Here is a 23,997-nt window from a genome sequence, read left to right on the forward strand (position 1 = left end):
TGGTGTGTCAGTGACTATCGCGTGTGGCTCGTGGCCCGAAGGCGGCCGGCAATGCGATTGAGTGCATCGTCCACCGGCTCGAACGACGTCGGCAGGTTCAGGAATCCGTGGAGCACCCCGCTCACCAAGACCTGCTCGATATCCACGCCGGCTGCTGCCAAGGCGGCGCTGAACGCCTCGCCGGACGCCCGGAGATCGTCGTATTCAGCGTTCAGAACCAACGTCGGCGGGAGTCCGCGCAGGTCAGCCAGGGCTGGCATTGCGTACCCAGGTGGATTGGAACTCAGCACGCCCAGATAGTGCTGCCTCATGGAGCGGAACATCTCGGGCGGCAGCCGCATGGCGGGCAGCATCTCAGCCAGTGCGAGCTCTAGGGACTTCGAAGGTTTCGGGAGATCAAGGTGCATGGAGGGATACACCAGAACCAGGTGCTCGGCCTTCCAGTTGTCCTCGTCGCGGAGGCGCAGGGCTGCACCGGCCGCAAGGTTCGCGCCTGCACTCGCCCCGCCCATGGAAATCGACGACATGCCCAGGTCTGCAGTGTTTTCCCGTACCCACTGAACCGCGGCCACAACGTCGTCCAAGGGGACCGGATAAGTGATGCCTTCTACGGCAAGCCTGTAGTCAACGCTCACCACCACGGCACCCGCCTTGTGGACGAGTTGCCTGGCCGTCCAATCGGCTTCCTTCATGTCAAGATCGCCGAACCGGAAAGCGCCGCCGTGCATCCACAGGAATCCTGGTCTGCCTTCCCAGGCAGTCGCGTCAGGAAAGTAGATCCGTACTGGGACCGGGCCGTGTGGGCCGGGTATATTGCGTTCTTCGGTCACGACGTCGGGGGGTTGTACGGCGTTGGGATAGGCATCGAAGGCTTCCAGGCGGCGAAGCATAGCCGGGTTCGAAAGAGCCTCTTCCAAGGAAGGCACACCCTCCAGCAGTGCTAGCCGAGAGGCAATTTGAGAATGAAAAGGCACAGAAAATTCCTTTGTTAGTTCCTGACAGCTTCCAGGAGCCGGATCCGGGACGCGCTAATTTTGTCTCCCTGCAAAATTTGAAGCCTCTCGTCACCGTTCAGGAGACGGCCCTCTTGCCAGCCCTCGTCCTTCAGGCGCAACTCACGGACCGAGTCGACTTCGAGCTCGGATTTTTCCTTGTGGAAGTCGAGCAATGCACCCTGGCCCACGACGATGTATTCCAAGGGGCCCGCTGCGATGATGAGTCCGAACGGGCGGCCGTCTCCGGGGGTGTGCCCGTGCGCCGCCCCAACTGTTTCGCCCGGCAATTCCGGGGGCGGTGGAAGGACCACCCCGGCGTCGAGGAGCATGGCGGTGTACAGCTTGGCAGCGTTACGGATGGTGATGGAAGTGCCAGCCAAGTCAGCGGTGACGGCGTCTTCATCCTGCTCCAGTGCGAAGCCAAAAATCCGCCCGTCACGCTGGGCGTCGACGATGTCGTCGGTGAGGGCCAGCATGGCTTTGCAGGCCTCGCCGTACTGGTTGCCTTCCCGGCCGTCCTCCAGACCGAAGACGTGATAGCCAAACCCGTTGAAGCGGCCTACAGCCAGGAAGGCGTCGCCAGCGCGGAACTTGGCTTCCGGGATAAAGAGCGGGTTGTGCGGCGAAGCGTACTGTGCCATCACCTCGGCAGTGTTGGGGACGTAGATGTCCGGTGCCAGGAAGTCGAGGGAAGGCGCCGCGGCCCGCCAGACCGGCAGCATCTTCGCCGTCGGCCCCCCGCTCGGGTACATGCCTGGCGCATCCTGACCCGCCTGCGGACCAAGCCACGCGTTGGCGAAAGCAGGGAGGTCAAGAATGTCCTTCCCGGCTGTGGCCAGCCCGCCGACGTACGAGGCGAAAGCCCACGCCATGAAGACCTCGTCAGCCACCGCGTTGCCGTCGCCGAAGTGCTCGGCCCAACTCTTGTCCTCATCGAGGGCCGAAAGGAGGACCCCGGACACGGATGGGCCAAAAGCCTCGGGATTGTTTGCCAAGGACTTGCGCAGTTCCTGCGGAAGGGGGGAATGCCATGCCGCCTCGGCCAAGGGGCTGCGATCCCGTCCGGCACCGAGCAGTCCGACTTCATTTTCAACCTGGACCAGGATCACGGTGTGCTCCCGGTCGCTTTCGGCGAGGTGGCGCATGAAGGCGCTGTAGGCCGCCTTGTCCGCTTCGAAAAGCTCCGGGGAAAAGACAGAAAGCGTGGGCCGTGGCATTGATCCTTTGTAGGAAAACGGCGTTTCCATGGGCTCCGGTCCCCGGTCCGCGCGGGGAAAGCGATCCCGGTCTGCCCGGACCCACGTCGGCGCGTACGTGGAGGAAGCATTCTTGAAGGCGCCAAACCAGATCAGTACCAGCCGCATGCCCGCCAAGCGGGCATCTTCCAAGAGTCCGTCAACGATGGAGAAGTCGAAGGCCCCTTCGACCGGCTCCACCTGGTCCCATGCGACAGTGGCGATCACAGTGTTGGCACCTGATGTGGAGACTTTGTCCCATACCTTGGCCATGTACTGCCGGTCGGATGAGCTTGAGTTGTGCAGTTCCCCGCCTAGGCAAAGATACGGCCGGCCGTCAACCAGGAACCGGGCGTGACCGTCCTGGCGTTCGAGACGGGGAATGTTGTTCATGTGGAGCTCTTTCCTCGGTGTTCAAGAATGTTGTTGTGGCCGGGAGCCGGGAGCCGGGATCAGGTCAGCCGAAGCACTGTCTGCACGTTGCCTTCGAGGCCGCCGCCGATATGGACTTCAAATTCCCCGGGTTCAACGACGTAGCATCCATCGTTGTCCCAGAAACCGAGATCGCTCCAGCCCAAATCGAAAGTCAGCAACTCCGTCTGGCCGGCGGCCAGGGACGTCCTGGCAAAAGCACGGAGTCTCCGCACCGGCTGGGCCAGCGATGCCACGCGGTCACGGATGAAAACAAGCGTCACCTCGTCGCCGGATCGGTCCCCGATATTGGACAGCGGAATCCCGAAGCGGAAAGACTGTCCGTCTCGCAGGTCGTCCAGCGCCAACTCCCCTGTCTCAACCCGGAGCTGCCCGTAGCTGAAAGACGTATAGCTCAACCCATGGCCGAAGGCGAACTGCGGTCCTAGCGGAAGGTCGCGGTATTTTGAGGTGTAGCGGTCGTCCGTGTTGCCGGGCCCCATGAGGGCAACGTCCACGTCTGCTTCGTCTACCCGTGCAGAGACGGTGGCTGGTCGGCCTGTGTTCTCGTGGTCGTAATGGATGGGCACCTGGCTGGAGGACCGGGGAAAGGTCATGGGCAGCCGGCCGCCGGGATTTACTTGCCCGCTCAATGCCCGGGCAACAGCGGCAGGTCCTTCCAGCCCCAGATGCCAAGCTTCCAGGACAGCGGGAGCGGAATCAATCCAGCCGCCGGTCACCAGCGGACGGCCGTTGAACATGACCACCGCGAACGGCTTGCGGGTTCCGGCAATTGCCCTGATGAGATCTTCCTGACCACCCGGCAACCTGAGGTCGCTGCGGGAACTGGCCTCCCCGGTCAGGGACGAAGGCTCACCGACAGCGAGCAGGACGACATCATGCAACTGCGCCGCTTCGACCGCGTCAGCCAAAAGCGCCCGGTCCTCGCCAAAGAATCCGCTGCCCTCCTTAACCGTCAGCGACCAGTCCGGGCATTCTTCACGGATGGCGTCTGCGAGCGTTCCGGCGGGCTCGGCAAACGACTGTACCCATGCGCCGAGGTGGTCGGTGCTCTCCGCATATGGCCCGACGAGCAGGACCCGGCGATGCGATCTACCCAAGGGAAGGACGCCGCCGTCGTTCTTGAGAAGGACCAGACTCTTTTCGGCTGCCTCCCTGGCAGCCAGCCGAGTTTCTTGGGTCGGAGCGATGATCTCACGCACCGCGTCCCTGTACGGACTATCAAACAGTCCGAGCCCGTGCTTCAGCCTCAGGACCCTGCGGACTGCATCGTCCACCCGGTCGGAAGAAACGTCGCCCGGAGCGAGCAACGCTGTGCCGTCGGCGCTCACGGCGTTGCCGCCCATTTCAACATCCAGGCCCGCTGCGTATGACTGCTGGAGCGCATCCCCCAGATCTGCGGCCACACCGTGGTCGACCAGGTTGACGACTCCGTCCGCGTCACCGACCACCACACCTTCGAATCCCCACTCCTCTTTCAGGAGCCCGGTCAGGAGAGGCCCGTTTGCGTGGGCGGGCCGGCCGGAGACCGTGTTGAAGGCTGCCATGACCGTGGCGGCACCAGCCTCAACGGCGGTGCGAAAGGGTTCGAGGTAGACGTTGCGAAGGCGCTGGACGGACACATCAACGGTGTTGTAGTCACGGCCACCTTCGGCCTGGCCATACGCCACAAAGTGCTTGGCGCAGGCCAAAATGGAGTCCTCGTGGGCCAGGGATTCGCCCTGGTATCCACGGATCTTCGCGGCGCCGAAGACGCTGTTGACGTGGGTGTCCTCGCCGAAGCCCTCCACAACACGACCCCATCTGGGATCCCGTGAGACATCGACCATCGGCGAGAACGTCCAGTTCACGCCCCCGGACGCGGCCTCTTTTGCTGAAATGCGGGCATCGGTTTCAGCCACGGCGGGATCGAAGCTTGCCGCCTGCGCGAGGGGCACAGGGAAAGTGGTCCGTTGGCCGTGCACCACGTCCAGCCCGACAAGCAGCGGGATCCCGTGCGGGGTCTCCTCCCGGGCTGTCCGCTGGAGTTCGTTGGCGGCTTCGGCGCTGCGCGGCCAAAAGACTGCCCCGATTCCACCCCTGGCGAGGTCCTTGGCATCCTCGAGCCGCGGGCGGAAGGCGATCTGGAGCTGGGAGAGTTTCTGCTCCAAGGTCATCGCGGCGAGGAGCCCTTCGATGAATGCCTCGGCGGTCTCACTCCCCTGGTCATTTCCGGCTGTACGGGTCGCCAAGTACTGCTCCTCACGTGGTGTGTTCAATCAGAAGCCCGTCTTTTGCCGTCGGTGGACATGGATCACAAGCTGCCTCACCCAAGGTAGGTCAGGTCACAGCGGCCATGGAAATAGCTATCGCCTATGCCCACCATCATTTCTCCGCATGGCTGTTTCCCCCCAATGTGTTTTATGCACGTCCTAAGGTGAATTTAGCTTTGGCGGCGCCTGCCGTCTCCTAATCCCAAGGATGATCCCGTGCCCGATGACGCCACCACCCATTACCAGGATGAGGATCCGCTGTTCAGCGGGTTTGTGAATCCGCCGATGTCCTCCAGGCCCAGGGCCTGGTGGCACTGGATGGATGGCAACGTTGATGAGGCCGGCATCGAAAAAGACCTCCGTTGGCTGGCAGCGTCGGGGGCGGGCGGCGTGCAGGCGTTTACGGGGTCGATGGGCCTCCCGCAGTACACGCAGGACAAGGTCGCTTTCCGTTCCGCCGCGTGGCAATCAGCCATAAAACATGCGGTCACCACGGCGGACAGCCTGGGTCTGGAGCTGGCCATAGCCACGTCTGCAGGATGGAGTGCCACCGGCGGGCCGTGGGTGCGCCCTTCCGCCGGGATGAAGAAGCTTGTCTGGAGTGCCGCCCGGGTGACGGCCGGCCAGCCGGGCCGCACCGCCGTGCCCCCACCGCCGTCGTCGTCAGGGCCCTACCAAGACGTGCCGTTCGCCGCCATCCGGAAGGACCCGGTCGGCGTGCCGAATCATTATGAGGACGTCGCCGTTTTGGCGTTTCCGCGACGGAACGGCCACGTTCCCCTTGCCCCGTCGAGATTAAGCGCCAGCGGACCGGTCTCCGGAGAGCGGCCGCTGGAGTCGCTCACGGACGGCCGCTTCTGGCCTCCGGCCCAACTGCAGGCCGAGGAGCACACCGGCTGGCTTGTCGCGGAGTTCGACGAACCAACACCTGTGGCGGCAGTCCGCGTTGGGCTCCCCTCGCAGCACGGTTTTGGCGCACCTCCTGCTCCCAGGGCGCGGCTGGAAGCCAGCAGCGACGGCGTGACTTTCCGGACCGTCGTCGATCTCCCGGCGTCGGCCTCGCCTGTCCGGTCGGCGAGCTTCCCGGCTGTGACAGCACGATGCTTCCGCCTGGTCCTCGAAGCTGGAACGGCGGGCACCTTCCCGATTGCACACGGCATCAGGCCACTCGCCCTCCCTGCGCCCAAAGAACGCATGCCAACGTTCACAGTTTCCGCGCTGCAGCTCTACTCCGGAGCACGAATCAACCGGGCGGAGGAAAAGGCCGGCTTTGCACCAGTGCCTGACTTCTACGCGCTCGACGGCGGCCCCTCCCCCGCGTCCGACGCTGTCCGACCCCAGGACGTCATTGACGTCACGGCCCATCTCCGCCCGGACGGAACCCTGAACTGGATGCCAGAGGAGGGCGAGTGGACGGTCCTCAGGTTCGGACATTCGCTGACGGGTCACCTCAACGCTCCCGCCCCCGTTGATGCCACCGGCTTGGAAGTGGACAAGCTCGACGCCGGCCTGGTCACCGAATACTTCGAGCACTACCTGGGCTTTTTCGAGGACGCCCTGGGCGCGGAACTCCTCGGCACCAAGGGTGTCTCGGCACTGCTCAGCGACAGCATCGAATCCGGGCCTCAGAACTGGACGGCCTCTATGCGGGCGGAGTTCACAAGGCGCCGGGGCTACGATCTGCTGCCGTGGCTCCCTGCTGTTACCGGCATCATTGTGGGGGATACCCAACAGAGTGAAGCCTTTCTCTGGGACCTCCGCAAGACCATCTCCGAACTCCTCGCCGAGAACCACTACGGGACCATTGCCGGCATTGCCCGGGAACGGGGCATGACCTATTACGCGGAGGCGCTGGAGGACCACCGGCCGCAGCTGGGCGACGACCTTGAAATGCGGTCGCACGCCGATGTACCCATGGGTGCCATGTGGTGCTTCGAACCCGAGGCAGGCCCTCAGGCGACCTACATTGCTGATCTCCGTGGCGCCGCCTCGGTGGCCCACGTCTACGGCAAGTCAGCCACCGGGGCAGAGTCCATGAGCGCCTTCGGAAAGCCCTTCGTCTACACCCCCCGCAAGCTCAAGCCGATTGTGGACATGGAGTTTGTTCTGGGCGTCAACCTGATCAACATCCACACTTCCCCACACCAGCCGGACGCCGCTCCCAAGCCCGGCATCACCCTGTCGCCGTACCTCGGCCAGTCCTTCACCAGGAACGAAACCTGGGCGCACGCCGCCAAACCATGGCTCGACTACCTTGCATGCTGCAGCCACCTGCTGCAGCAGGGAACCCACGCTGCAGATGTTGCGTACTTCTACGGCGAAGAGGCACCCGTAACCGGAGTGTTCGGTGACGCTGCACCAGAGGTCCCGGACGCTCACGGCTTTGACTTCATCAACCTGGACGGCCTGCTCAACCACGTCACCGTCACTCCCGACGGCGACCTTCTCACCACTGGCGGCACCCGGTACCGGCTGTTGTACCTCGGAGGCTCCAGCCGCCGCATGACGCTTGCGGCCGTCCAACGCATCACGGACTTGCTCGACGCCGGAGCCAGCGTTGCGGGATGGCGGCCCGAGTGCTCGCCCAGCCGCAGTGACGACCCCGCAGAGTGGTCCGCCGCCGTCGACAGCTTGTGGAATGGCCGCACCGGCCTGCTGGACCTTGCCGGGGTACCGGTGCCCGATGGCGTGGCGGCCGCTCTCGCCAGCATGGGAGTGGAACCTGACTGGACTGTGCTGGCCTCCGACGGCGCCAAGCTGCCGGTCATCCACCGCCACCTCGATGGCGCGGACTTGTACTTCGTCAGCAACCAGCTGGAACGGCCAGAGAAAATCTCGGCGACATTCAGGGGCGAGGCAGCTTCTGCGGAACTGTGGGATCCCGTCCAGGTTTCCCGTTCCGCGGTCGGCATGCGAACTGAAGCCGGCCGGACCGCCGTCGATCTTCTACTGGAACCCTTCGGATCAGCATTCATCCTCCTGCGCCATGCAGGCGAAGGAATAGAGGACGCCGCGGCCGGTCCTTTGGACGGCGTGCAGCAGCCTGCCACGACGGAACTCGCGTTGGAAGGACCGTGGGAGGTCACATTCGACGGCGACGGCCAGTCGCCGTCGGCGCTGACGTTGAGCGCCGCGGCGCTGTGGAGCGGTCCCGGGGCAGGACGCCACGAGCCAGATGTGGAGTACTTTTCGGGAACGGCGACGTACCGGCACACGTTCACCGTCGATGCCCTGCTGCTCAAGACCGATCGACGCCTGGTCCTGGACCTGGGAGACGTCAGCGACCTGGCCGAGGTCCGGCTGAATGGCACGGACGTGGGCACGTTGTGGACGCACCCTTTCCGGATGGACATCACCGGCGCAGTCCGTGCCGGTGCTAACGCGTTGGAGATCGCGGTGACCAATGCGTGGTGGAACCGGATGGCCGGTGACGCCGCCGCCGGCGACCACAAGCGTCCGGGAAGTGCAATTTTTGAGGCGGATGCCGGGGTCCTCCCCGCAGGTATCCAGGGCCCCGTGCGGCTGACCGTCTATCCGGGGTGATTTCCAGATGTCGGCAAGGTTGCGGAGCCGGGTGCGTGCCCGGCTCCGCAGTCTCACTGGTTTTTACTCTTCGCCCGGGGATGTCTCAGACAGGCGCTGCTCTGGCATGAACAACGACAGGAGCACCCCAACACCGAAAATGCCTGCAAGCAAGGCGAAGATGGGCAGGAACGCGCCCGCGTAGATCTCCGCCACCCCGGACTGTAGCACAGCCGAAAGCTGTTGGGCAGCATGGGGATCCGTGATGGTAGACGCGGGTAGGCCCAGGCTATTGTTGGCCGCTGCCTGCGCCAGCAGGGTGGCGAAGAGGCCACCGAAAACGGCAGTTCCGACAGTGACCCCGAGTTCCCTCAGGTAGCCCAGCGAAGCTGTCACGCCGCCCACCACCGAATGCGGCATTGCGTTCTGGGCAACCACCACGGTGAGCTGCATAAAGCTGCCTACCGCCAAGCCCAGAAGGGCAATCAAAATAGCCACCACTGGCAATGGTGTGCCGGGCTGGAGGAAGCGAAGGCAGATTGCCACGGCAGCGGCCAAGGCTGAACCGGCAAGCGGAAAAATCTTGTACTTTCCCGTGCGGCTGACGATCCAGCCACTGAGGTTGGTAGACACCATCATGCCGAGGACCATAGGCAGCAGAATGAGCCCCGCGACAGAAGCTGACGTCGAATAGACCATCTGGACATAGCTCGGCAAGTAGGCCACCACGCTGAAAAGGCCCGCTCCGATGACCAGTCCCAGGCCTGCCGCGTTGACGACAGGCCAGCTCCGGAACATGCTCATCGGTATCAGGGCATTCTTCGAGCGGATCTCAACCAGCACAAAGAGCACGCCGAATACCGCCGCTGCCACGCCCAGTCCCAGCAGTATTTCACCCGGGATACCCGGTTCGGTGGAGAGGGCAACAAAGCCCACCAGGGCGCACGTGAAAATGACCATTAGGACCAAACCGGGCCAATCAACACCGCCCGAACCCCGGACGGACTTCACCCGGCGCAGCGAGAATGCCATGGCCAGTGCCAGCAAGCCGACGGGCAAATTGATCCAGAACACCCAGCGCCAGCCAACCGTGTCCGTAATGGCGCCGCCCACCAACGGGCTGATCACTGTGGCAATACCGAAGACGGAGCCCAGCGGTCCGAGGTACTTGGGGCGCTGCCGCGGCGGTACCAGATCGGCGATGATGGCGCCCGGGAGGACCGCCATTCCGGCCCCGCCCAATCCTTGGATCCCGCGGAACAGCGAGAGCTGGAACATGTCCTGGGCGAACCCGCACAGGACAGAGGCTCCGAGGAAGATCGCAAGTGCGATCATCATCAGGGCGGGCCGGCCGAACCTGTCGCCCAGGCGGCCGTAGACGGGCATCGCCACGGTCATGGCCAGGGTGTAGGACGTAATGACCCAAGCCATGTGGCGGGCGCCGTCCAGCTCCCCAACAATTGTTGGCAATGCTGTTGCCACGATTGTGTGGTCCAAGGCGCCCAGCAGGACGATGATGAGCAGTGCGGCATAGACCCGGGCGATATGGAGTCCGGCGGCGGGCGTCCTGCCGACTGACTTGGAAGAGGCCGCCTCAGCAGGTGGATCAGCTGCTTGAACGTGGGCATTCGTGGTTTGGGACAAGTTTGAACGGCGCACCGCAACCTCGTTCTGGTTAGCCAGCGTGACTGGCTCGACGCCAGCCAGGTGCGCGTCCGGAGGAATGTCCACCCCGGCCGACGGGCCCCTGCGAGGCCCCAGCGTCCCGTCGAACCTATCACCCATGACCGCGCGCACGGCGGCAATGCGGCATCCGAATCTTCGATAGCGCGCATACCTCGGAACGATTTCCGCGGCTCCCGTTCCGGCGCGTTTACTTGATGAAAACTCAACGAAGAGGAGAGCCCCCGATGGCACAGATCATCCCCGCTTCCACTGCTGAATCCCAAGAGACAAGTCCGGACAACGCGGCTTGGTTCCGGTACGTCCTGGGCCAGTACCCCACCGGCGTCACACTCATCACCGCCGCGCCCGACGGCGGCGAGCCTGCCGGCATGGTGGTGGGCACCTTCAGCTCGGTTTCCCTTGACCCGCCGCTGGTGGCGTTTATGCCCGATGTGCGTTCCACCAGCTGGCCAAAGATCCAGGCGGCCGGATCCTTTTGCGCGAACGTGCTCACCGCCGGCCAGCAGGATGTCTGCCGGGCATTCTCGCGCAAGGCCGAAGACCGTTTCAGCACCAACGCATGGGGCGACACTCCGTCCGGCAGCCCCAGGCTTGAGGGTGCAGCAGCCTGGATCGACTGCGATATCGAAGAGGTTATCCGCGCCGGAGACCACGACATTGTCATCGGCCGGGTGAAGGCGTTGGGCGTTGGCGCGTCAAAGGAGCTTCCGCTGCTCTTCCTCCGGGGCGGATACGGCTCCTTCAGCATTCCATCGATCATCTCCCCCGCGACAGCCCTCACGCGGCACGTCAAGGCAGCGGACGCGGCGCGTCCCCATATCGAGGCCCTGGCCGACCAGCTCGAGCTGGAAGTCCTGGTGAGCGGCGTGGTGGACGATTCCGTGGTGGTCCTGACCGCAGCGGGCGTGGCGAGTTCCCCCGGTGGTTCGCCTTCCCGCGTGGGTGTCTCCTTTGGCCTGGCGGCGCCCTTGGCTCCCCTGCACGTCGCATGGGCGGACGAGGCCGCAGAGTCCCGCTGGATCGCCAACGCACGCAACGTTGTCGGCCATGTTGATCCAGAGGTTGCCCATGCCGAACTGCAGCAGGTCCGTGAAACCGGATACGCGGTTTCGGCCGGCGCGGCAGCTGCGGCGGAGTTTGAACGGATAGTTGTGGTGCCCAGCGATACCGCTGCCCCGGATCTCAGCGGAGTCCTCCCCAAACTGCTGGAACGCACGGCATCTTCAGGCCCGGCGTCGATCGATGACCCCGCAGGCGTCACATCCCTCCATGCCCCGGTCTTCGATGCAAACGGCCAGGTGGCCGTCACGTTGACCCTCAATGGCTTTTCCGGTACGGAATCCGCATCGCGTCTGGCAGAGTGCCGCGACCGACTGCTGGCGGCCGCCCGTGCCATCACCGAGGGGATTGGAGGCCGGCCTCCGCAGTAACCAGGACGGGCTGCTCACGCGAACCTTGACCCGGCATGTGAGCTGGGCCATGATTAGTATCAGTATTCTAATTCGCATTTGTGACCATCGACGGATGTCGGCGGCTGCATCCCCCTCAACGTGGAGACGAACATGGTCAACCTGCTGACAGCCGACCTCAACTTGCTCGTGGCGCTGGACGCTTTGCTCATCGAGCGAAACGTCACGCGTGCCGGTGCACGGATTGGCATCAGCCAGCCGGCCATGAGCTCGTCCCTGCAGAGGTTGCGCAGGCAGTTCGACGATGAGTTGCTGACCCGGGTTGGTTCTGCTTACGAGCTCACCCCGCTGGCCCAAGTCCTCAAGGAGGATGTTTCCGACATCCTGCGCCTTGTCGAACGCACGTTTGACGCCCAGGCAGTCTTTGATCCGGCATCCTCAACCAGGAGCTTCCGTGTCGTCACATCCGACTACTGTCTGACCGCGATGTCCGGAAAGCTGATGGCCATGCTCCAGGAGGAGGCGCCCGGGGTTCAGGTGCATTTTGATGCCGTCACGCCCTTGGCGGTAGACCGGATCAAGGAGACGCTGCAGAACGCAGACCTGATGCTGATCCCCAAGGGACACTTCTCCGGGTTCCCGCACACTGAACTTTTCACGGACAACTGGGTGTGTGTCACGGGCGCCGGTTCAGCCGAGCGCACGCTGACCATTGAAGAGATGCGGGACGCCCGGTGGGCCAGGCTGTTCGGGGCCGAGGTGGCCTCCACTCTCGCTGACCGCAGGGTTTACGACCTCCAACTCGGCGAAAAAACCGACGTGATCGTCGATACCTTCCTGATGCTTCCTTTTGCTGTGGCGGGGACGGACAGGCTGGCCCTGGTACAGGAACGTCTGGCCCGCATGCTCGCCGCAGTGGCGGGCGTGCGAATCATGCAGCTGCCCATCAACCTCCCCACGCTCGTGGAGTGCGCCTGGTGGCATCCGTCGAAGTCTGAAGATCCGGGACACCAGTGGTTCCGGCGCCTCGTCGCCAAAGCAGCTGCCCAACTCGAACCCGTTTCGCCCAGTGGGCTCACATCCACAAGCCCCCAGGGCGGCGATACCGCTGCCAACCCGCAAGTGGCTTAGCGCTCACCGCCCTATCAACTTTTTACCAACCACTTTCTGGAGTTCCCATGCATTTTTCACTGTTCCTCACCTCCCGTTCCAGCAGCCCCGAAGAAGACCGTCCGGTCATGAAGGCCATGGTGGAGCACGCCGTGGACGCAGAGCAGAAGGGCTTTGACGCCGTTTTCCTGCCGGACCACCACTTCACCGGCTATGCTCCCCCCGCGAGTGACCCCTTTGTGTTTGCCGCCTACCTTGCAGGCAAACTCGAGCGGATGCACTTCGGTTTCTCCGTACAGACACTCGCACTGCACCACCCCGTCCGCTTTGCGGAGCGGCTGGCACTGCTGGACCAACTGACGGACGGCAAGCTGCTGGTGGGCGTTGGCAGCGGAACCACACCGGAGGAGATGATCGGCTTTGGCGTGAACTTCCAGGACAGTTCGCGCCTCGCCAACGAGAACCTCGAGATCGCGGAAAGGCTGTGGGCGAAGAAGCCGGGCGACGAACCCGTAACGTTCGATAACGGTCACTATCGCGGCTCCGTCGTGTCCCGGATCGTTCCGGCACCCTACACGAAGCCGGAGCCCCGGGTCATGTCGGTCGCCTCCCGGCCCTCAAGTGTGGAGCGCGCCGCCAAGAAGGCCCAGCCCGCTTTCATCCTTGCATTCACGCCGCCGGTCATCGACAGCGGAAACGCCTACGAGGAAGTCAAGAAAAACTTCACGAACTACCGGACTGCCCTGGAAGTGGCGGGCCACTCAGAAGAAGCGGTCAAGGCGGCCCTGGAATGGACCACGCACTCCTACCAGCACGTGCACATCGCAGAAACTGACGAACAGGCGGCCGCCGAAATGGAGATCATCCTGGAGCAGTACCAGGAGGCTGTGGAGCGCGAGCATGCCGCCAACAAGGCCGCCGAAGCCATCAGCGGTGTGAACCTCCGCCCGGCACCGGATGCCCGGACCGAGGGCTACAAGGGAACCTGGTGCCTCTATGGCAGCCCGGAGACTGTGGCCGCGGAACTGCAGAAATACGCTGACCTCGGCATCGGCAACGTCCTCCTGGCACTCATGGGCGGCCCGCTCACCGAGGAACGCCGCCGCTTCACTGAGCAATCCATGAGCCTCTTCTCCGAACGCGTCCTGCCGCTGCTCCGCTCATTGGAAACTGCCGGCGAGGCTGAGAAGGTCGCAGCCCAGTGACCGTTGGCTCCGGGACCGGCATCGCGGTCGGAGACACTGCCCAAGCCCGTCCTGACCTGACGGGCGCCGAACTCACGGGAGGCCTCAACGGCTGGAGCACCACGGCAAGCACAGAGTACGGTGTCGAAGAGATGGTGCTGCTGGACGGTCCGGTCGGAATCGTCAGCAAGGCCATGGATGAACGGGACACCTCGCTCATCATGCCTTCCGGAACCGCTCTGGCAGCCACCTGGAATCCGGAACTGGTTTCCGAGGTAGGCCAGCTGATCGGCCAGCAGGGCCGTGAACGGGGCGTGAATGTGGTCCTGGGGCCAAACTTGAACCTTCCCCGTTCCCCGCTTTCGGGCAGGGCCTTCGAGATGTTCTCCGAAGACCCTTTCCTGACGGGTGTACTTGGTGCCGCCTGGGTGCAGGGCTTGCAGTCGCAGGGCGTGGGTTCCTGCACCAAGCACGTGGTAGCCAATGACACGGAAACAGAACGACGCCGGATGAACTCCCTGGTGGATCCCGTCACCTTGCGCGAGACGTACCTGAGGCCCTTCGAAACAGCGGTGCGGTCTGCCAATCCGTGGATGTTGATGATGGCGTACAACCGGGTCAACGGCACCCATTGCTCACAGCACTCCGGGCTGATCGGCATCCTCAAGAATGACTGGCAGTACGACGGTGTTGTGGTTTCGGACTGGTTTGGTGTCGACGACACGGTTGGCGCCGCCACCGCGGGGCTGGACCTGGAGATGCCGGGTCCCGCCAGGTATCTGGGTGCGCATTTTGCTGACGCCGTGGCTGCCGGTGTCGTTCCCGAACCGCGGTTGCGTGACTCGGTCGAACGCGTTATCCGGCTGGCTGACAGGAGCGGACAGCGGTCCGGCGGAACAGCTCCCTTACCGGCCCGCCTCCGCACGCAAGAGGAGCAGCGCGACGTCCTTACGCGGGCTGCCGCAGCATCGTTCGTCCTGTTGGAAAACAGGGACGGCATGCTGCCGCTGGATAAGTCCCGGATTCGGACGCTGGCGGTCGTCGGCCCGAACGCAGTGAAGCCGTGTTTCCAAGGCGGCACTTTCGCCACTGTGCGGCCGGAAGGCGAACTGGTGACGCCGCTGGAAGCCATCCGCGAGGCCTACGGTCCGGATGTGGCAGTCCTGTATGAGCCGGGGACGGTGCCGTCGTCGGCCCTTCCGCTGACTGAGCTCGGCAGCACCGCGCCGGACGGCACTTCTGGAGTGCTGCTGGAAATTCTCGCCCCTGACGCCGACGAAGTCGTTTACTGCGAAGTCAGGCAGACGTCATCGTTCGTGTGGTTCGGCCCGGTTCCCGGCCTTGGTGCCGGTATTCCCGGCCGTGCGCGCATCACCGCACGCCTGAGGCTGGAATCTGCGGCGCGCTGGGCTCTGGGCGCAGGCGGAACGGGTATCAGCTCGCTGAGTGTTGACGGCAAACGCCTGCTGGAGGTTCCCCCGCCGGCCCCCGACGACGTGATGGGTGTTGTGGCACGAGCTGAAACGCAGCAGATCACCCTCGACTTGCCAGCCGGCGAGGTGGAAGTGGTGGTTGAGATGGCGTTCCAGCCCGGCAGGGTCCAGGCCATCACGGCAGTTGCCGCACCGGAGCGAACCTCAGATCCATTGACCGATGCGGTGGCCGTCGCAGCAGGCGTGGAAACCGTGATCGTTGTGGTCGGCGACGAGCAGGCATCCTCTCGGGAAAGTGCGGACCGTACGACGGCTGCCCTCGACCCCGTGTGTGACCGGCTGGTAGAAGCCGTGGCTGCGGTCAACAGGGAAACGGTAGTGGTGGTGAACGCGTCCCGCGCAGTGCTGTTGCCGTGGGCGGACAAGGTGAAGGCCCTCCTGATGACGTGGTTCCCGGGCCAGGAATTCGGCCGTGCACTCGCGTCTGTCCTTACCGGCAGCACCGCGCCGTCGGGCCGGCTTCCCGTGTCCTTCCCTGCACAGAATGAGGACATCCCGGGTTGGGGACACGGGCTGGACGCGGAATTGACCCTGGATTACGCAGCCAGCGAGCCCATGGGGTATAAACATTTCGAAGCGACGGGCCGCCCACCGCGCTACCCCTTTGGTTTCGGACTGGGGTACACAGAGTTCGCGTTAGTGGATGCCTTGGCGGCGGCACCTGCCGGAGTGCGGCAGGTCAACCCGGAAGACGGCGTCGAAGGCGTTAGCGTCCAGGTGACCATAGGCAATACAGGTCCCTTCACGGGCCGTGACGTGGTCCAGATTTACGGCACGGCCCCCGGTGAAACCGGGTTCCGGCTCATGGGCTTCACTGCTGTTGATGTGACCGCAGGGGCGACCTCGGCGGCCCGGATTGACGTCGATCCGCTCGGCTTCCGCCGCTGGGACGCTTCGGCATCTCAATGGGTGGTCCCGTCCGGGGATTGGGAACTTCGGGTAGCCCGGAACGCTGCCGATGAAGGAATCCTCTGTAGGATCACGGTGTGACGGTTCCGGACACCAAGTCCCGTGAGCCCAAGCAGGCCAGGAGCCGCCAATCGTTCGAAAAGACGATCGAGGCGGCCCTGGCCCTGCTTCAGGAGCGGGGCAACGACGAATTCACGCTGGCTGATGTCAGCTCGCGATCCGGCGTATCCATCGGCTCCATCTACGCACGGTTCGAGGGCAAGGACGATCTGGTCCGCGTCGCCCACGGCCGGAAAATGGACGATATTGATGCCATCTCACACCACCTCTTTGAATCCCTGCCCACCCATCCGGAAGCCGGACTCGAGTCCGTCGCGCGGGAAGCCGTGGACCGGATCATCGAGGTCCTCCGCCGATACGCCGATATCCTCCGTCCCTTCATGCTGCGCGCCACCCAGGATTCAACAATTTCACAGCGGGGCGCCGCCTCGCATGCAGCCATGGCCGCTCACTTTGCCGACGTCCTGCGCAAGTGGCCCGACGGATTCCTGAGCCAAACTGATATCGACTGGTGCTTCAACGTCGTCTACAGCGTTGTGGCGCGCCGACTTGGTCTCGGCAGCACCGTTGAAGGCAGCGGAACCTTCGAATGGCGGGAAATCGCGGAGAAGCTCACTGGAATGGTTGCTTCCTACCTTTTGGCTGGCCTGCAAGGGCCGGCGGACGCCTGACCCTCCCGGCATATCTTTTTGCGATACCAGCTATCCAAAAGCTCGCCTTCCGGACCCCGCCTGCCGATCGGCATAGTGGAAATTAACCACGTTTGTTGATGAAGAGGAGTTCCCGTGCATGTGCGCGTCAGCCCAGGATCCGTAGCGCTGGATGAACCGGATGATTGCACCACTTTTAAGGTGTTGCTGTCGGAGGAGGCAGAAGACGCCCTGCCGAACCTGCTCGAGTCGACGGCCGCAGGCAAGCTGGACGACCAGGACGTGCTGGTCTCGGTAGCCTGGATCAAAGGCGAATGCGCCGGACGCATCGGGATGGGCTGGAACTACCGCTTTGCCAACATGCTGGTTTATGCCGCCGGCAAAGGCTGGCTGAGTGACGACGGCAGCCACGTCAGGGCACACGTCGAAACCTACTAGTTTCTCCTGTGGGGATAGGGCCGCGGTGCATTTTGCACCGGGGCCCTTCTTTTATGGGTAGGACTGCCGGATGAAGCCATAAGGGACCCCTGGATGCGCACGCACAATGTAGCTGTCCGTCCCGACACGGGAGATCAGGATGCCAATGCCATGTTCAGCGGCGGCCCGGGAGACGACTTCGACGGCGTTCCCCAGGGCGTCGGACAGGTGGGCTGCTTCGGTGGCCGTCACTTCAAGCATGCCGGGGTAGCGCGGAGCGACGCGTAAGTCCTCAGGCTTTTGCCGGGATTGTGCGGGGACAGGGGTGTTGAGTCGCGGAGTCACAGCATCAAAGTAGCCAGCAGAAACGAGCCGCGGAAATAGCAATCTCCGATTAGGGGCATGCCCATTTGCTATGGCTTACGCCTCTCTGGGCGCGGCACCATGAGCAGCGCTGGAGCGCCAGGACGGTCCGCTTCCACTATTTGTGAGGTGGATGGTTGTCATAGCGAAACTGCGCTTCCCCGGATACATCGGCTGCTTCAGAGTGGTTACAGGACCTGCAGCAAACCGATAGCAGCCAGAGCACAGAAGAAGGAAATCAACGTGGAAACTCCCCTCTCCCATCTTGCCCACCTCGAGATCACCACTCCGAACGTCGAAGCCTCGGCACGGTTCTACGAGGAAAAGTTCGGCATGCGCATCATCGACCGTGTGGACGGCAACGTCTACCTGCGCTGCTGGGGCGACTACTACCGCTACAGCCTGGTGATCACCGAAGGCCCCGAAGCGTCCCTGGGCCGGATGGCCTGGCGGACCAACTCCCAGGCAGCCCTTGAAGCAGCAGCCCAGCGCGTCGAAGCGACCGGCGTGCAGGGCACCTGGTCCGCCGGCGGCCACGGCTACGGCAAGGCGTACGAGTTCACCGGCCCCTACGGCCACGACATGCGCCTGTTCTACGACGTGGAAAAGTTTGTGGCCGAGCCCGGCTTCGAGTCCACCTACCCGGACCGCCCGGAGCGCCGCAGCAGCCACGCCGCCGCCCCCCGTTTCCTGGACCACGTCACCGTCGCGTCCTCCGACGTCCGCGGCTTCGCCAAGTGGTACAACGAGGCCCTCGGCTTCCGCGTCATGGCCTTCGTGGACCTGGACGAAGCACCCATCACCGTGTTCTCCGTCCTGACCACCAACGAAAAGTCCCACGACCTCGGCGTTGTCCTGGACACCTCCAGCCGCGCCGGCCGCGTCAACCACATCGCTTTCTGGGTTGACGCCACCGAGGACCTGCTCCGCACCGCTGACGTCATGATGGAAAACGGGACCCCGATGGAATACGGCCCCTCCATCCACGGCGTGGGCGAGCAGAACTTCCTCTACTTCCGCGACCCCTCCGGCCTGCGCGTGGAGCTCAACTCCGGCGGCTACCGCAACTACGTCCCGGACTGGGAAGCCAACACCTGGAAGCCCTCGCTCGGTTCCAACAACTTCTACAAGAACGGCGCCATGCCGCACTCCATGACCGAATCCTTCCCGCCGGCCGAAGGCTTCACCGCCACCGAGGAAGGCGCTTCGCCGGAAATGAAGGAAGCCCTCCTGAACCCGTACGCCAAGCAGGGCCGGGGCTAAGACACCATGGCTGAAACCTATGCACTCATCCGGTTCCAGGAAGCCGGCGACGCCAAGGCGCGCGCCGGCCTGCTGGTTGAAGACCGGGTCCTGCCGCTGGACGGGGACATCAACTCCCTGATCGAGCACTGGGACACCACGGATCCCCAGCTGGACAGCCTGGCCGCCTCGGCGGGCAAGGACACCGGCCTGGCGCTGGCCGACGTCGAAATCCTTGCTCCGGTGGAGCCCGTGCAGGTCCTGCAGACCGGCGCGAACTACCGCAAGCACGTGATCGACCTCGCCGCAGCCCACCGCGAACCCGGCGAGGACGAGGAGGAAGTGCGCGCCAAGACCGCCGCCATGATGGACAAGCGCGCAGGCCAGGGCACGCCGTACTTCTTCATCGGGCTCCCGACGGCGATCGCGTCCGCCACGGACGACCTCACCCTGCCGTCCTATTCCAGGTCCCACGACTGGGAGCTGGAACTGGCGGCGGTCATCGGAAAGACGGCATTCCGGGTCACCCCCGAGGAAGCCCTGGAGTATGTTTTCGGCTACACCATGGTCAACGACATCACCACCCGCGAGTACGTCTTCCGCAAGGACATGCCTGCCATCGGTTCGGACTGGTACCGCGCCAAGAACGCCCCGGGCTTCCTGCCCACCGGGCCGCTGCTGGTCCCGGCCAAGTTCTTCGGCGACCCGCAGGACGTCCAGGTCACACTCAAGCTCAACGGCAAAGCCATGCAGGACGAGTCCACCCAGGACATGATTTTCGGTGTGGCCAAGCTGGTCAGCGAAGCGTCACAGATCATGCCGCTGCGCCCGGGCGACCTGGTGCTCACCGGCAGCCCCGCAGGCAACGGCCAGCACTGGGGCCGCTTGCTCCAGGACGGGGACGTTATGGAGGGCACCATCACGGGCCTTGGCACCCAGCTCATCCACTGCAAGGACGAAGCCACAAGTGAAGGTGTCCAGTGACCACCCAGGACACTGCATTGACCACCGGCACCGGGGAATCAACTGATTCCCCGGTTATCCGGCGTGAGGATCCGCTCGGCAGCATCCGGGACATGGCCGCGGCCCACAACAACTGGGGCCGCTGGGGCCAGGACGACGTCCTGGGCACACTGAACTTCATCGACGCCGCCAAGCGCGTCGAGGCCGCAGCACTGGTCAAGACCGGCGAGGCGTTCTCGCTGTCCCAGCCGTTCGACACCAACGGCCCGCAAAAGGGCTGGCGCCGCCGCACCAACCCCGTCCACACCATGACGGACACGGGGGTGGACGCCGAACGCGGCAACCAGGGCTTCCCGCACGGCTTTGGCGGAGCGGACGACGTGATCGCCATGCCGCTGCAGTGCTCCACGCAGTGGGACGGCCTGGGCCACATCTTTGATCAGGGCAAGGCCTGGAACGGCCGCGCCGCCGGGGACGTGGTCACCTCCGAGGGCGACCTGGTGACCGGCATCGAGACTGCCGCCGCCAAGATCGTCACCCGGGGCGTGCTGCTCGACGTCGGCCGGGCGCTCGGCCCCGAGCTGGGACGGAACGACGGCGAGCTGCCGGACGGGTTCGCGATCACCCCCGAACACCTCCAGCGGACCATCGACCTCCAGGGCCCAAGCTCAACCGTGGGCCGGGGCGACATCGTGATAATCCGTACCGGACAGTACACGCGGGTCCGCCGCGACGGCTGGGGAGACTACGCCGGCGGGTCAGCCCCGGGGCTGTCCTTCACCACCGCGCCCTGGCTGCACCGCAGCGAAATCGCCGGGATCGCCACCGACACCTGGGGCTTCGAGGTCCGTCCCAATGAGTTCGACGCCGCCTTCCAGCCCCTGCACCAGATCGTCATCCCCAACCTGGGCCTGTTCCTGGGCGAGATGTGGGACCCGGACGGGCTGGCCGAAGCGTGCGCGGCGGACGGCAGGTACGACTTCCTCCTCACCGCAGCCCCGCTCCCCATCACCGGGGCAGTCGGATCACCCGTCAACCCGATCGCCCTGCGATAACCCCTACCCACCTGCCTGATCGCCAAAGGAAAAACACACATGACTGTCGCCGGCACCCCTCCCGTTATAGACGTGCACGCGCATATCCTGCTTCCGGCTCTGCAACAGCTCGTGGCCGAGGCGGATCCTGAGGGCTTCGGCGCCCAGCAGGCGCTGGAAGTGCGGCGCAACGGGCCGGAGTCCATGGCCGCGTCGGGCAGGATGATCAAGGAGCGCTGGCCGCAGCTGACCGACCTGGACCGCCGGCTCGCGGATATGGATGCCCAGGGCGTGGAGGTGCAGCTGGTCTCGCCGTCGCCGTCGCACTTCTATTACTTCGCCGGCGAGGAACTGGCCCTCAAACTGGCGAAGGCTGCCAACCAGGCGGTGCGGGAGTTCGTGGACCGCGCGCCGGACCGGCTCAACGGCCTGGGCCTGGTCCCGCTCCAGCACCCTGCCCTGATGGTGGAGGCCCTGGAGCATGCGGTGCTCGAATGCGGCCTGCTGGGTGTGGAGATCGGTTCGTTCGCCGCCACCCCCGAGGACCCTGAGCGCAGCACCGTGGAACTGTCGGACCCCCGGCTGGAGCCGTTCTGGAGCCGCGCGGAGGAGCTGGGCGCCCTGGTGTTCCTGCACCCGTTCGGCTGCTCGCTGGATGAGCGGCTGGACCGCTTCTACCTTGCCAATACCGTTTCCCAGCCTGCCGAGAATGCGGTAGCGCTGTCCCACCTGATCTTCAGCGGTGTCCTGGACCGGCACCCGGAGCTCAAGGTTGTGGCCGCGCACGGCGGCGGCTACCTTCCCACGACGTTGGGCCGCTCGGACCATGCGTGGAAGGTCCGGCCGGAGGCACACGGCTGCGCCGCGCCGCCGTCGTCCTACCTGAAAAAGCTGTACTTCGACTCGCTCGTCCACACCCCCGCTGAACTGCGGGCTCTTGTGGCCGCCGCCGGCCCGGAGCAGGTGCTGCTTGGCTCGGACTACCCGTTCGACATGGGATCGGACCTCCCGGTGGACGAGGTGCAGGCCGCCGGACTTCCTGCCGACGACGAAACCCAGGTTTTGGGCGGCAACGCACGCACGCTGGGCATCACTGCGGCGGCCGTCCTGGCCGCTCGACGCAACGCTTAAGGAACACGCACATGGTCAAGATTGCCCGTTGGGATCACGACGGCGGGACGCAGTCCGGCTTTGTGGACGGCGGAAACTGCTATGCCCTGCCCGCAGGCCAGTCCGTCCAGACGCTGCTTGACGCCGGACTCGAGGAGACGCTGGCACTTGCGGGCCAGGTGGTTGGTTCCGCTGTTGGCGTTCCGCTGGCGGAGGTTCGCCTGCTCGCACCGCTGGTGCCCGCCACCATCCGCGACTTCGTGGCGTTCGAGGAACACGTCGAAGGCGTGCGGAAGAGCATCGACGGCGTGGCCGGCGTGGTGCCCGAATGGTACGAGGCGCCCACCTTCTACTTCACGAACCCGCACACGGTGACGGGCACCGGCGAGGTCATCGGTATTCCGGCTGGCTGTACGGACCTGGACTTTGAGACGGAAGTGGCCGCCGTCGTCGGACGCGTTCCAGGCAGCGACGGCCGGAACCTGGGCGCGGAGGAGGCCCACCGGCACATCTTCGGGTACACCGTGCTCAACGACTGGTCGGCCCGGGATCTGCAGCGCCGCGAGATGAAGGTCAGCCTGGGCCCGTGCAAGGGCAAGGATTTCGCCAACACGCTCGGTCCGTGGATTGTCACGGCGGACGAGTTCGAGGACCGGCATGACGCCGAGGGCTTCCTGCCGATCTCCATGGCTGTCGAAGTCAACGGCGAAGTGATTGGCCAGGACCTGCTCTCCAACATGGGCTGGTCCTTCGGGGAGCTGGTGGCCTATGCCTCGCAGGACTCGGTGGTGCGGCCCGGCGATGTGCTGGGCTCCGGCACATGCGGCAGCGGCTGCCTGGCCGAACTCTGGGGACGCAATGGCGCCCAGACTCCCCCGCCGCTTAAAACCGGCGACGTGGTCCGGATGACGGTGGAAGGTATCGGAACCATCGAGAACACCGTAGGCGCCCGGCGCGAGGCCGTTACCCGTGTTCCCGCCCGGACCCGTCCGCGCAACCGGGTTGCCGCTGCTGCTCTTTCCGGAACCTAGGGTGGTTTCCCTCCAGCTGGAGGGCCGGACGGTGGTGGTTACCGGCGCAGGCCAGGGCCAGGGTGCCGCGGAGGCACGCACGCCTGCTGGCGGACGCCGGGGCGCGGGTGATCGCAACCGACCTGGCGGCGGGAATGCCCGCCGGGCTGGGCGCGGAGTCTCCGGCTTCGGCCGGTGCCGTGGTGTACCGGCAGCTGGATGTGAGCGATGCCTCCGGCTGGTCCGGGCTCGCTTCCTGGATCCGGTCCCAGGGCTGGCAGGTGGACGGGCTGGTCAACAATGCCGGCATCACCCAGCGAAGCCGGTTGCTGGAGGCATCAGTGGCCGACCTGCAGAAGGTTTACGAGGTGAATGTTGCCGGCAGCCTGCTGTGAATCCATTCGCTCTCGCCCTTGATGGGCAGCGGCGCTTCCATTGTTAATGTTGGCTCTGTTGCTGGCCTGACGGCGCACTATCCGGTGGCGTACACCGCGAGCAAGTGGGCGCTGCGCGGGTTGTCCCAGGTGGCAGCCATGGAACTTGGCCCGCGGGGGGTCCGGGTAAACACGGTCCATGCGGGCTTCATCGAAACGCCCATGACGGCGGGCGCCAAGCCCGAGTTCCGGCAGGCCACCCTGGCCGAAACCCCGCTGGGCCGCACCGGAAGTGTGGAGGAGGTGGCCGCCGTCGTGCTTTTCCTGCTCAGCCCGCTCTCCTCGTTCGTGACAGGCGCCGAGATCCCGGTGGACGGCGGCCAGGCCTCCCACGGCGGTGCCAAGTCGGTCTCCGACGCCCTGCGGTAACCAAACGCTCAGCCCGGCAGCACCGCCGACCAGCCGCCGTCGACAATCAGGTTGGCGCCCACTAAGGCCCCTTCCGCGGCGAAGGCGAGCGCGGCCGCCCTGCCCTGGCCGCTGGCCG

General features: G+C 64.7%; 17 protein-coding genes and 1 pseudogene. 13 read left to right on the forward strand and 5 right to left on the reverse strand.

Annotated features, from left to right (window positions below; genetic code table 11):
* Positions 1–14: 14 nt before the first annotated feature.
* The 3 genes from Q9R31_RS09135 to Q9R31_RS09145 are packed head-to-tail and all read right to left on the reverse strand — an operon-like array spanning position 15 to position 4,893.
* Positions 15–974: an alpha/beta hydrolase gene (locus tag Q9R31_RS09135; protein ID WP_311262402.1), complete on the reverse strand. Its 960-nt coding sequence runs from the start codon at positions 972–974 to the stop codon at positions 15–17.
* Positions 975–988: 14 nt separating this feature from the next.
* Complete coding sequence (locus Q9R31_RS09140) at positions 989–2,623, reverse strand: DUF5597 domain-containing protein (protein ID WP_311262403.1); 1,635 nt, start codon at positions 2,621–2,623, stop codon at positions 989–991.
* A gap of 59 nt (positions 2,624–2,682) precedes the next feature.
* Positions 2,683–4,893: a glycoside hydrolase family 3 N-terminal domain-containing protein gene (locus Q9R31_RS09145; RefSeq protein WP_311262404.1), complete on the reverse strand. Its 2,211-nt coding sequence runs from the start codon at positions 4,891–4,893 to the stop codon at positions 2,683–2,685.
* Positions 4,894–5,130: 237 nt separating this feature from the next.
* Here Q9R31_RS09145 and Q9R31_RS09150 point away from each other — a divergent pair, with 237 nt between their 5' ends.
* Positions 5,131–8,457: a glycosyl hydrolase gene (locus Q9R31_RS09150; protein WP_311262405.1), complete on the forward strand. Its 3,327-nt coding sequence runs from the start codon at positions 5,131–5,133 to the stop codon at positions 8,455–8,457.
* A 63-nt stretch (positions 8,458–8,520) separates the two neighbouring features.
* Here the strand turns inward: Q9R31_RS09150 and Q9R31_RS09155 are convergent, their stop codons facing one another.
* Positions 8,521–10,080, reverse strand: a complete 1,560-nt coding sequence (locus Q9R31_RS09155; RefSeq protein WP_311262406.1) for an MDR family MFS transporter — start codon at positions 10,078–10,080, stop codon at positions 8,521–8,523.
* A 266-nt stretch (positions 10,081–10,346) separates the two neighbouring features.
* Between Q9R31_RS09155 and Q9R31_RS09160 the strand changes: the two genes are divergently transcribed.
* The 6 genes from Q9R31_RS09160 (at position 10,347) to Q9R31_RS09185 (ending at position 17,375) form a co-directional block, all read left to right on the forward strand.
* Positions 10,347–11,552, forward strand: a complete 1,206-nt coding sequence (locus tag Q9R31_RS09160) for a flavin reductase (RefSeq protein WP_311262407.1) — start codon at positions 10,347–10,349, stop codon at positions 11,550–11,552.
* A gap of 132 nt (positions 11,553–11,684) precedes the next feature.
* The gene (locus tag Q9R31_RS09165) at positions 11,685–12,662 is read left to right on the forward strand and encodes a LysR family transcriptional regulator (RefSeq protein WP_311262408.1); all 978 of its coding nucleotides are present in this window, start codon (positions 11,685–11,687) and stop codon (positions 12,660–12,662) included.
* 47 nt (positions 12,663–12,709) lie between these two features.
* A complete protein-coding gene (locus Q9R31_RS09170; protein ID WP_311262409.1) occupies positions 12,710–13,846 on the forward strand; it encodes an LLM class flavin-dependent oxidoreductase in 1,137 nt (378 codons plus the stop codon).
* Positions 13,843–16,308: a glycoside hydrolase family 3 C-terminal domain-containing protein gene (locus Q9R31_RS09175; protein WP_311262410.1), complete on the forward strand. Its 2,466-nt coding sequence runs from the start codon at positions 13,843–13,845 to the stop codon at positions 16,306–16,308. Before Q9R31_RS09170 ends, Q9R31_RS09175 begins: the two co-directional genes overlap by 4 nt.
* Positions 16,305–16,958 (forward strand): helix-turn-helix domain-containing protein, encoded by a 654-nt coding sequence (locus Q9R31_RS09180; protein ID WP_311262411.1) that lies wholly within the window; start codon positions 16,305–16,307, stop codon positions 16,956–16,958. Before Q9R31_RS09175 ends, Q9R31_RS09180 begins: the two co-directional genes overlap by 4 nt.
* Before the next feature lie 114 nt (positions 16,959–17,072).
* Complete coding sequence (locus Q9R31_RS09185; protein WP_311262412.1) at positions 17,073–17,375, forward strand: hypothetical protein; 303 nt, start codon at positions 17,073–17,075, stop codon at positions 17,373–17,375.
* Between the two features lie 51 nt (positions 17,376–17,426).
* On the opposite strand, the gene Q9R31_RS09190 is transcribed toward Q9R31_RS09185, so the two are convergent.
* The gene (locus tag Q9R31_RS09190; protein ID WP_311262413.1) at positions 17,427–17,606 is read right to left on the reverse strand and encodes a hypothetical protein; all 180 of its coding nucleotides are present in this window, start codon (positions 17,604–17,606) and stop codon (positions 17,427–17,429) included.
* Between the two features lie 354 nt (positions 17,607–17,960).
* On the opposite strand from Q9R31_RS09190, the gene Q9R31_RS09195 reads away from it, so the two are divergent.
* From Q9R31_RS09195 to Q9R31_RS09220, 6 genes and pseudogenes are all read left to right on the forward strand, one after another.
* Positions 17,961–18,980, forward strand: a complete 1,020-nt coding sequence (locus Q9R31_RS09195) for a VOC family protein (RefSeq protein ID WP_311262414.1) — start codon at positions 17,961–17,963, stop codon at positions 18,978–18,980.
* A 6-nt stretch (positions 18,981–18,986) separates the two neighbouring features.
* The gene (locus Q9R31_RS09200; protein ID WP_311262415.1) at positions 18,987–19,943 is read left to right on the forward strand and encodes a fumarylacetoacetate hydrolase family protein; all 957 of its coding nucleotides are present in this window, start codon (positions 18,987–18,989) and stop codon (positions 19,941–19,943) included.
* Positions 19,940–20,977 (forward strand): cyclase family protein, encoded by a 1,038-nt coding sequence (locus Q9R31_RS09205; protein ID WP_311262416.1) that lies wholly within the window; start codon positions 19,940–19,942, stop codon positions 20,975–20,977. Before Q9R31_RS09200 ends, Q9R31_RS09205 begins: the two co-directional genes overlap by 4 nt.
* Positions 20,978–21,016: 39 nt before the next feature.
* A complete protein-coding gene (locus tag Q9R31_RS09210; RefSeq protein ID WP_311262417.1) occupies positions 21,017–22,087 on the forward strand; it encodes an amidohydrolase family protein in 1,071 nt (356 codons plus the stop codon).
* Positions 22,088–22,098: 11 nt separating this feature from the next.
* A complete protein-coding gene (locus Q9R31_RS09215) occupies positions 22,099–23,097 on the forward strand; it encodes a fumarylacetoacetate hydrolase family protein (RefSeq protein ID WP_311262418.1) in 999 nt (332 codons plus the stop codon).
* A 107-nt stretch (positions 23,098–23,204) separates the two neighbouring features.
* Positions 23,205–23,879, forward strand: a pseudogene (locus Q9R31_RS09220) (SDR family NAD(P)-dependent oxidoreductase).
* Positions 23,880–23,997: the final 118 nt, after the last annotated feature.

This window comes from Pseudarthrobacter sp. BRE9, from assembly GCF_031844305.1.
Taxonomy (GTDB): domain Bacteria; phylum Actinomycetota; class Actinomycetes; order Actinomycetales; family Micrococcaceae; genus Arthrobacter.

Coding starts and splice junctions, on each gene's coding strand:
- Q9R31_RS09170 (WP_311262409.1), top strand. CDS start 12,710: ATGCATTTTTCACTGTTCCTCACCTCCCGTTCCAGCAGCCCCGAAGAA.
- Q9R31_RS09200 (WP_311262415.1), top strand. CDS start 18,987: ATGGCTGAAACCTATGCACTCATCCGGTTCCAGGAAGCCGGCGACGCC.
- Q9R31_RS09165 (WP_311262408.1), top strand. CDS start 11,685: ATGGTCAACCTGCTGACAGCCGACCTCAACTTGCTCGTGGCGCTGGAC.
- Q9R31_RS09215 (WP_311262418.1), top strand. CDS start 22,099: ATGGTCAAGATTGCCCGTTGGGATCACGACGGCGGGACGCAGTCCGGC.
- Q9R31_RS09210 (WP_311262417.1), top strand. CDS start 21,017: ATGACTGTCGCCGGCACCCCTCCCGTTATAGACGTGCACGCGCATATC.
- Q9R31_RS09160 (WP_311262407.1), top strand. CDS start 10,347: ATGGCACAGATCATCCCCGCTTCCACTGCTGAATCCCAAGAGACAAGT.
- Q9R31_RS09140 (WP_311262403.1), bottom strand. CDS start 2,623: ATGAACAACATTCCCCGTCTCGAACGCCAGGACGGTCACGCCCGGTTC.